Source organism: Salipiger thiooxidans (assembly GCF_900102075.1).
GTDB lineage: Bacteria > Pseudomonadota > Alphaproteobacteria > Rhodobacterales > Rhodobacteraceae > Salipiger > Salipiger thiooxidans.
Genome location: NZ_FNAV01000004.1, coordinates 186,941 through 198,531, shown reverse-complemented (window position 1 = coordinate 198,531; position 11,591 = coordinate 186,941). Strand labels below are relative to the sequence as shown.

General features: G+C 68.0%; 10 protein-coding genes. 6 read left to right on the top strand and 4 right to left on the bottom strand.

Annotated elements, in window-relative coordinates; translation table 11 throughout:
- Positions 1–145: 145 nt before the first annotated feature.
- A complete protein-coding gene (hemA, locus tag BLQ77_RS07285) occupies positions 146–1,369 on the bottom strand; it encodes a 5-aminolevulinate synthase (RefSeq protein WP_089957341.1) in 1,224 nt (407 codons plus the stop codon).
- Positions 1,370–1,691: 322 nt separating this feature from the next.
- On the opposite strand from hemA, the gene BLQ77_RS07280 reads away from it, so the two are divergent.
- From BLQ77_RS07280 to BLQ77_RS07270, 3 genes are all read left to right on the top strand, one after another.
- Positions 1,692–2,024: a hypothetical protein gene (locus BLQ77_RS07280; RefSeq protein ID WP_008885502.1), complete on the top strand. Its 333-nt coding sequence runs from the start codon at positions 1,692–1,694 to the stop codon at positions 2,022–2,024.
- A gap of 72 nt (positions 2,025–2,096) precedes the next feature.
- The gene (locus BLQ77_RS07275; RefSeq protein ID WP_089957337.1) at positions 2,097–3,473 is read left to right on the top strand and encodes a M20/M25/M40 family metallo-hydrolase; all 1,377 of its coding nucleotides are present in this window, start codon (positions 2,097–2,099) and stop codon (positions 3,471–3,473) included.
- A gap of 436 nt (positions 3,474–3,909) precedes the next feature.
- On the top strand, positions 3,910–4,428 hold the full coding sequence (locus BLQ77_RS07270) for a hypothetical protein (protein ID WP_089957334.1): 519 nt from the start codon (positions 3,910–3,912) through the stop codon (positions 4,426–4,428).
- A 424-nt stretch (positions 4,429–4,852) separates the two neighbouring features.
- On the opposite strand, the gene BLQ77_RS07265 is transcribed toward BLQ77_RS07270, so the two are convergent.
- On the bottom strand, positions 4,853–5,116 hold the full coding sequence (locus tag BLQ77_RS07265; protein WP_131821993.1) for a hypothetical protein: 264 nt from the start codon (positions 5,114–5,116) through the stop codon (positions 4,853–4,855).
- Positions 5,117–5,255: 139 nt separating this feature from the next.
- Here BLQ77_RS07265 and BLQ77_RS07260 point away from each other — a divergent pair, with 139 nt between their 5' ends.
- The gene (locus tag BLQ77_RS07260; RefSeq protein WP_089957326.1) at positions 5,256–6,002 is read left to right on the top strand and encodes a hypothetical protein; all 747 of its coding nucleotides are present in this window, start codon (positions 5,256–5,258) and stop codon (positions 6,000–6,002) included.
- A 19-nt stretch (positions 6,003–6,021) separates the two neighbouring features.
- Here BLQ77_RS07260 and BLQ77_RS07255 read toward each other — a convergent pair whose 3' ends face one another.
- On the bottom strand, positions 6,022–7,320 hold the full coding sequence (locus BLQ77_RS07255) for a DUF3422 family protein (RefSeq protein ID WP_089957323.1): 1,299 nt from the start codon (positions 7,318–7,320) through the stop codon (positions 6,022–6,024).
- Positions 7,321–7,462: 142 nt separating this feature from the next.
- On the bottom strand, positions 7,463–7,855 hold the full coding sequence (locus BLQ77_RS07250) for a DUF6314 family protein (RefSeq protein ID WP_242661644.1): 393 nt from the start codon (positions 7,853–7,855) through the stop codon (positions 7,463–7,465).
- A gap of 183 nt (positions 7,856–8,038) precedes the next feature.
- On the opposite strand from BLQ77_RS07250, the gene purB reads away from it, so the two are divergent.
- A complete protein-coding gene (gene purB / locus BLQ77_RS07245; RefSeq protein WP_089957316.1) occupies positions 8,039–9,346 on the top strand; it encodes an adenylosuccinate lyase in 1,308 nt (435 codons plus the stop codon).
- A gap of 175 nt (positions 9,347–9,521) precedes the next feature.
- Positions 9,522–11,495, top strand: a complete 1,974-nt coding sequence (locus BLQ77_RS07240; RefSeq protein ID WP_089957312.1) for an alpha/beta hydrolase — start codon at positions 9,522–9,524, stop codon at positions 11,493–11,495.
- Positions 11,496–11,591 lie beyond the last annotated feature (96 nt).

Genomic DNA, 11,591 nt, shown 5'->3' with positions numbered 1-11,591 from the left:
TCATCCGAAATTCTCGACCGCGTTCCGGGCTTCCCTGTGTCGGAAGCCGGGGCGAGACCGTGACCCATCCATAAAAAACCTCCCATGCCGGGGCACGGGAGGCAATGAAACACCGATCACGTCCCGGATAGCGGGCGTGAGCGCGTCAGGCGCTGAGCTCCTGCCGATTGAGGGCGCAGCGCGACCAAAGTTCGTCGAGCGCGCGCACCAGACGGTCCATCTCGTCGGGGCCGTGCACGGGCGACGGGGTGAAGCGCAGACGCTCGGTGCCGCGCGGCACGGTGGGGAAGTTGATCGGCTGCACGTAGATGCCATAGCCCTCGAGCAGCATGTCGGACAGCTGCTTGGTGTGCTTCGGGTCACCCACGATCACCGGCACGATATGCGAGCCGTGGTCGATGATCGGCAGCCCCATGCCCTTGAGCCGGGTCTTGAGGATCCGGGCCTGGGTCTGGTGCTTCTCGCGCAGCGCATGGTCGGTCTTGAGATGCGCGATCGAGGCCGCGGCCCCGGCCGCCACCGCCGGCGGCAGCGAGGTGGTGAAGATGAAGCCCGGCGCGTAAGAGCGGATGGCGTCGCACATCTTCTCGTTCGCGGCGATGTAGCCGCCGAACACGCCGAAGGCCTTGCCGAGGGTGCCGTTGATGATGTCGATGCGATGCGAGAGCCGGTCACGCTCGGCCACGCCACCGCCGCGCGGGCCGTACATGCCAACCGCGTGCACCTCGTCGAGATAGGTCAGCGCGTTGAACTCGTCGGCGAGATCGCAGAGCGCCTCGATGGGCCCGAAATCGCCGTCCATCGAGTAGACCGATTCAAAGGCGATGAGCTTGGGCGCGCGCGGATCATCGGCCTCGAGCAGCTCGCGCAGGTGGGCGGTGTCGTTGTGGCGGAAGATCCGCTTGGCACCGCCGTTGCGCTTGATGCCCTCGATCATCGAGGCGTGGTTGAGCTCGTCGGAATAGATGATCAGCCCGGGGAACAGCTTGGGCAGGGTCGAGAGCGTGGCGTCGTTGGCGATGTAGGCCGACGAGAACACCAGCGCCGCTTCCTTGCCGTGCAGGTCCGCCAGCTCGGCCTCGAGCCGCTTGTGGTAGACCGTGGTACCCGAGATGTTGCGGGTGCCGCCCGAGCCCGCGCCGGTGCCGTCGATGGCCTCGTGCATCGCCTGCAGGACGACGGGATGCTGGCCCATGCCAAGGTAGTCGTTGCCGCACCAGACGGTGATCGGCTGCTCGGTTCCGTCAGCCTTGCGCCAGGTGGCGTGGGGGAACTGGCCCTTCTTGCGCTCGATGTCGATGAAGGTGCGGTAGCGGCCTTCGTCGTGCAGGCGGGTCAGGGCGTCGTCGAGCTTCGCGGTGTAGTCCACCGGTATCTCCTTCCTTGGTCGTGCCACGTCTTTTGCGGGCTGCGTGGCTAGCTCCTGCGGGGTCATCCGCAGTCAGATGGTCCGCATTCACAGGAGTGAATGGATACCGCTCACATCGTCTCATGTCCACGGTTTAGAACGATGCTAAATGTCGCGGCCTTGATTTGCATCAAGACTTTCGGAGCGTGTCCCGGGGGTCGGGTTTCCCATACTACTCAGCCGTTCCCGATCGGCGCATCCTGAAGCTGGCCGAATTGACGGCCCCGCCCGCCTCCACCCGGCGCGGCCTCGAGCTTCATTTGAGACATCCTGGATATTTCCGATGCTGACACTCGTCTCGCCCACCATTCCCGCCGCGCTGCTGGTGATCGCGACCGCCGGAGGATACGCGGTCGCCACCATCGGCATGAAACTCACCTCGCACGGTCTTGGCCATTCGGGCATCGCCTTGGCCTCGCTCGGTTTTCTCGCCGCATTTCTGGCCGAGATGGTGCTCTTGCGCCGGGCCGAGCTGTCGCTGGTCTACATCGCCATCATCGCCGCAGAGACCCTGCTGGTGCTTTCCTACGCGCTGCTGATCGGCGAGGGGCTGAGCCTTCGGCAGGCGGCCGGGGCGGCGCTCGTGCTGGTCGGGCTCGCGGTCGCGACAACCTGAGGTCCGGGCTCTGGACAGTGCGCCCGGCGCTGCTAGGCTCGCGCCGAATTGACCGCACACAGGAGCCTTGGCATGTCACTCGACGCCGTTCTCGCCCGCATCGACACCGATCTTCCCGCCGCGACCGACCGGCTGCTCGAGCTGCTTCGAATCCCCTCGATCTCGACCGACCCCGCCTACAAGGCCGACTGCGACCGCGCCGCCGACTGGCTGGTGGCGGATCTCGCCTCGCTCGGGGTCGCGGTCGAGAAGCGCCCCACCCCCGGCCATCCGATGGTGGTGGGCCATGTCGACGGCCCCGGCCCGCACATCCTGTTCTACGGCCACTACGACGTGCAGCCGGTCGATCCGCTGAACCTCTGGGACCGCGATCCCTTCGATCCGGCGCTCGAGGAGACCGCCAGGGGCACGGTGATCCGCGGCCGCGGGGCGGCGGACGACAAGGGCCAGCTGATGACCTTCATCGAGGCCTGCCGCGCATGGAAGGCCGAGCACGGCAGCCTGCCCTGCAAGATCACTTTCTTCCTCGAGGGCGAGGAAGAGAGCGGCTCGCCCTCGCTGGTGCCCTTCATGAAGGAGAACGCCGACGAGCTGAAGGCAGAGCTGGCGCTGATCTGCGACACCGGGCTCTTCCAGTCGAAGACCCCCGCCATCATGACCATGCTGCGCGGCCTCCTCGGCGAAGAGCTCACCATCACCGGACCCGACAAGGACCTGCACTCGGGCATGTACGGCGGCATCGCGAGGAACCCCGCGCGCGTCCTGACCAAGATCCTCGGCGGGCTCTTCGACGACGACGGGGTGATCCAGGTGCCCGAGCTCTACGAGGGCGTGCCGGTGCTGTCCGACGAGCTGAAGGCGCAATGGGAAGGGCTCGGTTTCGACGACAAGGCCTTCCTCGGCGACGTCGGGCTGTCGATCCCCGCGGGCGAAAGCTCGGTCACCCCGCTCGAGATGATCTGGGCCCGTCCCACCGCCGAGATCAACGGCATCTGGTCGGGGTACACCGGTGACGGCTTCAAGACCGTGCTGCCGTCCAAGGCCCACGCCAAGATCAGCTTCCGTCTGGTCGGCACGCAGGACCCCGAGGCGATCCGCAAGAACTTCCGCGCGTGGGTCGAGGCGCAGCTGCCCGCCGACTGCAAGATCGCGTGGAAGGACCACAGCTGCTCGCCCGCCTCGCAGATGTCCATCGAGCACCCGGGCTTCGAGGCCGCGCGTCAGGCGCTGTCGGACGAGTGGCCCGATCCCGCGGCCTATGCCGGCTGCGGCGGCTCGATCCCGATCGCGGGCTACTTCAAGACCATCCTCGGCATGGACGCGATGCTGGTGGGCTGGGGCAAGGACGACGACCAGATCCACTCGCCCAACGAGAAGTACGACCTCGAGAGCTTCCACAAGGGCATCCGCAGCTGGGCCCGCATCCTCGAGGCGATGACCCGGGGCTGATTGACCTTTGTCCGGGCGGGGGATGCCTCCGCCCGGGACGCTCGGTGGCCGCATTCGGTATCGGCGCCGTTAACCTCGATGCCGTGGTTTTCACTAGATTCTTAACCTTCAGGGCCCGGAATCTCAGGGGTTTGGCGTCTCACGCGCAAATCCGAACCGTTTGCCGTGGTGTTTCCCAACCTCGGGCGCAATCGCTGCAATAAATCGCCATTATTCGCCCCTACCCCTTAACGCGTCGGAGGAAGGCCATGCGCCACCGCGGTGCTGTCTGCGCACAACGTGCAGCCGCGCCGGCAGGGACGCGGCGCCGGATTCGGCAGAGGTCGGGCCTGCGCGACAGACGCGGGTATCGCCACATGCGTCGGGAACCGAGGCAGGGCTCAAGGCAGGGACAGAGGCAGGGACTGGGCGAATGAGGCAATACGCGTTTCGGAAGATGACCCACGACGATTTCGTGGCCCGTGTCGAGCGGGTCGACCCGCGTTTCATCCGCGACGGCGGCGCGCATCCCGAGGTGCAGGTCCGCAGCAGTCACCCGTGGATGTACCTTCTGATGGGCTTCGGCTGGGCCTACCTGACGATCTCTGCGGCCCGCAACCGCGACGGCATCCAGGAGAGCCTGACCCAGGGCAGCCTGCCCACCCACCTGCACGGCTATGTCTTCTACGCGCTCGCGGCGCTGCTCGCGGCGTCGGCGGTGTTCCTCGCGGCCCACGTGCTCCGCTACGCGCTGGCGCGGCGCAACCGGGTGACGCGAAGCAACTCCGGCGGCCTGCTCGCCGGCGCCATCTTCGCCGCAACGCTGGTCCACACGCCGCCCGGCCTGTTCGAGGCGGGGCTCGGGCTCATCGACGAAAGCTCGCGCGGGTTCATCGCCGCGACCTCCGAGGGCGTCCGGCAGGCCATGCCCACCCAGATCACCTCGGTCGCCTTCGTGTCGTCGAAGGGGTTCTGACGCAGACCGTTCGCTCGGCAGGACCTGATCCTTCCGGACGTCCCGAGGCACGAGACCGCGTTGCGCCGGTTCATCGTCTCGACGCAGAGCCCGAAGTTGCAGTACCTGAGGTGGAAGAGGTGCAGCCGACCCGGCTTGAAGAGCTTCGAGGCCCGGGTGACATGCCCTCCCCGCGCGAGATCCTGGGGTCGAGCGACAGCACGCAGGGCCTGGATTGCTGCGGCGCGATGCGCACATTCCGTCGCGGGCCCGGCACCTGCCCCGCCAGCGGCTCCGTCTCGCGGTCGATGCGGTGAATGACCTCGAGCCCCGTGGCGTCAGGACCCGCCGCGACGGCTGTCCGGCCAGCCAGTCGACCAGCATCAAGCCCTCCGCCGGGTTCAGCACCACCAGCGCGTCGCCATCCCCCACGATGACCTGCGCATCATAGCCCCGCAGCCCGGTCACCCCGCCGTCTGAGCAGCCGACAGCGCTTCATGTCGAAGCCCCTGTGCGCCTCGCCCGGGATGCCGATGACGTTGCAGCTCGCGGCCAGCCGCTGCACGTCCGCGATGCGCCCGTGACAGATCACTTCGCAGTTCTCGCGGCTCGGCGCCGCGCCGTCGTAGCGCACCCATGTCTCGTGGAAGAACGCGTCGTCGCGCACCACCGGCACGGCCGCGGCCACCGATTTATATCTGCGCTTCACCTGTTCTTGACGCGGTTTCGCAATAGCTTACAGCGCCCCCTCACGAATGAGAATCGCCAATCTTCCGGGGCGGGCGTAACGTTGCGGGCAGGCCGTCCGTCCGCCACCCGTACCGGATCCGACCCAGACCAGAGGCCAGATGATCGCGCAGGACTTCCTTGACACCGGCTGGCAGTTTTCCCTGACTGGCCACCCGATCACCCGTTACCAGGTGTTCGGCGAGCGGTCCTCTGGCACCAATTTCGTCAAGCGCCTGCTGGGGCGGAACACCGCGCTCGCGCCGTCCGAGGGGCTGGGCTGGAAACACGGCCTGCCGCATATGGCCGCCATCCCGCAGGACATGGCCATCGTCTGCGTCGTGCGCCACGCCGGCGACTGGGCGCGCTCGATGCACGAGAAGCCGTGGCATTGCCCGCCCGAGATGCAGCGCCTCGGCTTCTCAGAGTTCATCCGCGAGGAGTGGGCCACCATCGCCGACCGCGAGCGCTCCTTCCCGCAGCTCAAGACCATGGGCGGGCGCGGCGCGGCGCTGCAGCTCGACCGGCACCCGCTCAGCGGGGCGCCCTACGCCAATCTCTTCGCCCTGCGCCGCACCAAGATGCAGGGGCTGCTGGGCTTCTTCAACCGTGGCTGCTCGCTGGTGTTCTGCCGGTTCGAAGCGGTGCAGAGCGCGCCCCGCGCCTTCCTCGCCGAACTCGAGAAGCGGCTCTCGCTCACCCCCTCGCCCGAAGGCTACCGCCCGGTGGTCAGGCGCCTCGGCTCGAGGTTCCTGCCATCGGTCGAGACGCGCCCCGAGACGCCCATGCACATGCCGGGCGACGACACGACCTTCATGCGCGGCGAGCTCGACCTCGCGCTCGAGGCCGACCTCGGCTACCGCTACTGAGCCACGCGCGGGCTGGCTCTCAGTGGCCGCCCTCCTTGGTGACCGACCGGCGGATCCGCCGCAGCCCGAGCCAGACCGCCAGCACCACCGGCGGCACCGCCAGCGCCGTCAGAAGCCCCTTGCTCATCCCGACGGCGCCGGCCAGCGGGTACAGCAGGTAGCCCACCAGCGACACCGCGTAGTAGCTGATCGCCACCACCGAGAGCCCCTCGACCGTGTGCTGCAGCCGCAGCTGCATGTCGGCGCGCCGGTCCATGCTCGCCAGCAGCTCCTGGTTCTGGGCCGAGCGCGTCACCTCGACCCGGGTGCGCAACAGCTCGCCCGCCCGCATCGCCCGCGCCGACATCGCCTCGAGCCGCCGCTCGGCGCTCTTGACCGTGCGCATGGCCGGATCGAAACGGCGCACCATGAACTCGCGAAAGGTCTGCCGGCCGTGGAAGCGCTCCTCGCGCAGCACCGAAATGCGGCTGGTGACCAGCGCCTCGTAGGCCGCGGTGGCCGAGAGCCGGAAGGCGGTCTGCGCCGACAGCGTCTCGAGCTCGGAGGACACCCGCAGAAGCGACCGCAGCGTCTCCTCCTCGGGCGCATCGCCATGGGTCATGGCGGTCATCAGCCGGGTGAGCTCGGCGTCGATCTCGGTCATCCGCGGCGCGATCGCCCGCACCCGGGTGAAGCCCAGCATCGACATCGCCTTGTAGGTCTCGATCTCGCAGACCCGCTGCACCACGCGCCCGACCCGGCGCTCGCCCACGCCCTTGCGCGGGAACACCCCGAAGCGCAGGTGCCCGCCCGCGTCGATGCGGAAATCGCCGGCGATCACCACGGCGTCGTCCACGACGCGGCTCACCGCCACGCTGTCCGCCACCAGCCAGTCGTTGATCATGGTATTGACCGCCTCCTCGTCGGCGACGCGCTCGCAGATCCGGATCATCGCCGAGGTCACCCGCACCCCGGGCGCCGACGCCAGCCAGTCGCCGGGGAAGACGTCGAAATCCGCCGGATCGAAGGGCCGCTCGCCGGCACCGCTCAGGAACACGGTATAAGTGACGAACTCGGTGTGCTGCTCCCATTTGAGCACGTGCTGGCCGATCGGCGCCGAGAAATGCGTGGCACCGGGCTGCGGATGCTGGGTGCCGTAGCGGTCCAGCAGGTCGAGCAGGTGGGCGGTGTCCTCGCCCCGGTCGCGCGAGGCCGCGTCATGGGTCTTCTTGATTGCCAGAAAGACCGCCCGGGCCGGCGCACGCAGCGACGGAAACGGGCGGGCGTGCAGCTCGTTGGCAAGCTGGTAACGCAGCGGGTGGTCCTGGATCGTCGGCATTCACGGGTGTCCTGCAAGCAATGTGCGCCAGAATCTACAAGCCGCGACACCAAAGTAAAGAAAAATTCCCCTTGGGTTTCAGCATCTTACAGGAATGCAGCGGTATACAGACCAGCAAGCCCCGGAAATCCCAGCGCTTTGTTCAGCCCCGGGCGTAGCGCGACACCATGCTGTAATCCTTGCGCGGCCCCCGCACCTGCCAGCGCACCTGCCACTGCGGCCAGTCGCTGAAATCGTAGCGGACATCGTACTGGTCCGGATCGCACCAGTGGCCGGTCTCGCCGCCCTCCGCCGGGACCTGGTGAAAGAACCGCCCGTCCTCGAACCACACCGACAGGTCCGCGCCCCAGCGATAGCGCCGCTCGGCAGCGAACCGCCCCGAGGGCAGCACCAGCTCGCCGGTCTCGACGTAGAGCGCCCCCGCGCCCTCGGGCACCCAGCGCGCCACGCCCTCGAACCGCCCGCTGCCGCCCGAGGCCTCGCGGATCTCCCGCTCCAGCCGCCATTCTCCGATAAACGCCTCCAGCCCGCGCAAGGCCCGCTCCTTCATCTTGCCCGTAAACTCCGGGGGGAGCGCGACAGCGCGGGGGGCAGAGCCCCCCTCCGCCCGTGCCGCCCGCGACAGGCCCCGGACACCGCGCGACAGCCTCCACACTTGCCGCCACGGCCCTTCCGCCCTATGACGCGCGCAATTCCAGTGCAACCCCGAGGACCGCCCATGATCCCCCGTTACGCCCGCCCCGAGATGACCGCGATCTGGGAGCCCGCCACCAAGTTCCGCATCTGGTACGAGATCGAGGCCCACGCCTGCGACGCCCAGGCGAAACTTGGCGTGATCCCGCAGGAGAACGCCGACGCCGTGTGGAAGGCCAAGGATGTCGAGTTCGACGTCGCCCGCATCGACGAGATCGAGGCCGTCACCAAGCACGACGTCATCGCCTTCCTCACCCACCTGGCCGAGCACGTGGGCTCGGACGAGGCCCGCTTCGTGCACCAGGGCATGACCAGCTCCGACGTGCTCGACACCTGCCTCAACGTGCAGCTGGTGCGCGCCGCCGACCTCCTGCTGGGCGGCGTCGACAAGGTCCTCGCCGCGCTCAAGAAGCGCGCCTTCGAGCACAAGGACACCGTCCGCGTCGGCCGCAGCCACGGCATCCACGCCGAGCCCACCACCATGGGCCTCACCTTCGCGCGCTTCTACGCCGAGATGGACCGCAACAAGAACCGTCTCGAGAAGGCCAGGTGGGAAATTGCCACCGGCGCGATCTCGGGTGCCGTCGGCACCTTCGCCAACATCGACCCGGCGGTCGAGGAGCACGTCTGCGAAAAGCTCGGCCTGCGCCCCGAGCCGATCTCGACCCAGGTCATCCCGCGTGACCGCCACGCCATGTTCTTCGCCACGCTCGGCGTCATCGCCAGCAGCATCGAGAACATCGCCATCGAGATCCGCCACATGCAGCGCACCGAGGTGCTCGAAGGCGCCGAGTTCTTCTCGATGGGCCAGAAGGGCTCCTCGGCGATGCCGCACAAGAAGAACCCGGTGCTGACCGAGAACCTCACCGGCCTCGCCCGCCTCGTGCGCATGACGGTGATCCCGGCGATGGAGAACGTCGCCCTCTGGCACGAGCGCGACATCTCGCACTCCTCGGTCGAGCGCGGCATCGGCCCGGACGCCACCATCACCCTCGACTTCGCGCTGAACCGCCTTGCGGGCGTCGTCGACAAGATGATCATCTACCCGCAGAACATGCTCGACAACATGAACAAGTTCCCGGGTCTGGTGATGTCGCAGCGGGTGCTGCTGGCGCTGACCCAGGCCGGCGTGAGCCGCGAGGACGCCTATTCCATGGTCCAGCGCAACGCGCTCAAGGTCTGGGAAGAGCGTCTCGACTTCCGTGACCTGCTGCTGGCCGACGAAGACGTGGTCAAGGCGCTCGGCGTCGACGGCATCAAAGAGAAGTTCGACATGGGCTACCACACCAAGCACGTGGACACGATCTTCCGCCGCGTCTTCGGCGAGGCCTGATCGCGCCCTTCCGGGGGCGCCCTGCCCCCGGAGACGACCCACGACCTGCGACAAGACCCGGGACAGGATCCTCCGAACACACCCCGGAGGTTGACCCAAGCCCCCGTGCCGCTCCTAATGGTCCTGCCAGCGGAGCGGCACTTGCGCGGCTCCGTAGCCCAGACGGAGCGCCGACATGACCCCCGAACAGATCATCGCCGCCGTGGCCCTGCTCACCTCCGAACCCGACCCCGCCTTCGACACCCTGCGCGGCGGCGGCTTCGACACCCGCTACCCGGTCACCGTCGAGGCCTGTCCCGAGACCACCTCGCCCCTCGACATCGAAGGCCACACGCTGATCTGCGGCACGGTGAGCGTGCCCGAGGACTACGACCTTCCCGACGGCCGCCGCGTCCCGCTCGAGTTCGCGGTCGGGCGCGCCCAAACCACCCAGCCCTTCCCCGACGCCATCGTCTACCTGCACGGCGGCCCCGCAGGCGGCAGCCTCGCCTCCATCGCCACGATGACCGACGTGATCCTCGGCGGCCACCGCGCCCATCGCGACGTGGTGAGCTTCGACCAGCGTGCCGCGATGCTGTCATCGACCACAGTCCGCTGTCATGAGGCGATGGCCGAGAACATCGTCGGCATCGTCCGCAAATCCGCCGGAAAGCCCGAGATTGAGGGCGAAGAGCTCAGCGACGAGACCCTGCTCGCCCCCTGCATCGAAGAGCTCAAGGCCAGCGACGCAGATCTGTCTGCCTACAACACCGCCAACAATGCCCGTGACGTGCAGGCGGTGATGTCGGCGCTCGGATACCCGGAATACAACATCTTCGGCATCTCCTACGGCTCGCGGCTGGCGCTCGAGGTGCTGCGTACCGCGCCCGAGGGCGTGCGCGCGGTGATCATCGACGGCGTGGCCCCGCCCACCGTCCGGCTCTACGACGACCTCTTCGGCCCCCATGCCGACGCGCTCGAGGCGATGTTCGACCAATGCGCCGCGGACGAGGGCTGCGCCGCGGCCTACCCCGACCTGCGCGAGAAGACCAAGGCGCTCGGCGACATCCTGACCGAGACGCCGGTGCCCGCCGCCCGGGGCAAGCCCGAGATCTCGGCCTCGCTCTTCTACACGCTGGTGAGCCAGCGCACCGCCCACAGCGCGCTATGGGCGCGCGAGCTGACCGCCTACCTGCCCCGCATCATCCACGAGCTCTCCGAGGGCGATGCCACCACGCTCGACTGGTATCTCGACACCTTTCTCGAGCCCAAGCTGAAGCAGCCCGCGGACCTGCTCGATGGCGGCGCCGAGCGTCTCAGCGACGACGAGCGCGCGCTGGCGCTGGCGGCACTGGCCACGGCGCAATCCATGCAGGCGCAGACCAGGACCGTCGCCGCCGCGCTGCAACAGCTGAAGCATGACCTCGTGACCGGCGTGACCGCGGTTTCGGTCGCCGAGGCCTTCGACCAGCGTGTCACCGAGGCCGGGCGCGACCTGACCCGCGAGAGGCTCTTCGCCGCGGTCAGGGACTACGCCCGGATGCTCGCCGGCCCGCGCAGCCGCGAGGCCCTCGCCGAGTGGGTGGGCAGCCATTTCGTCGGCCCCGACCGCGAGGCGCTGCTGTCGCTGGTGGCCGCCATGAGCGAGGACGACGTGCGCCGCACCTTCGATCTGGGCGAGACCGAGATCACCGGATTCGAGAGCGCCGTTGAAGGCGTCATGGGGCTTTATATCTACGCCTGCCAGGAGGATTTCCCCTACAACTCGCCCGAGGGGTTCGAGCAAAGGCTCGCTGACTTCCCCTATTCGCTGGTGACGACCGAGGTCATGCAGACCGAGATCCGCAGCATGTACGAGACCTGCGCGCTCTTCGACCCGGCCCCGCGCGAGGGCTTTCACGAGCCGGTGCATTCCGACGTGCCGGTGCTGGTCGCGGGGGGCACCAACGACTCGCAGACGTCGTGGAAATGGTCGCCGCTCGCTGCCGAGACGCTCGGGAATTCCCGCGTGGTGATCTTCCCCAACGCGGGCCACGGCGCCAGCCTCTACTCCGACTGCGGCATGGACATGAACGTGAAGTTCATCCTCGACCCCGGAGCCGAGCTCGACACCGCTTGCGTGGAGGCGCTGACGCCCCGCTTCGTGCTGCCCGACACGCCCCTGCCCTAGGGCCTGCCACGGGGTGCAAACCGGCACGCGGGCGGGATCCCGCCGAAATGCGCCTCTCGGACGAATCTTTTTGCCGTAGGGTAAACTCGTGCTACC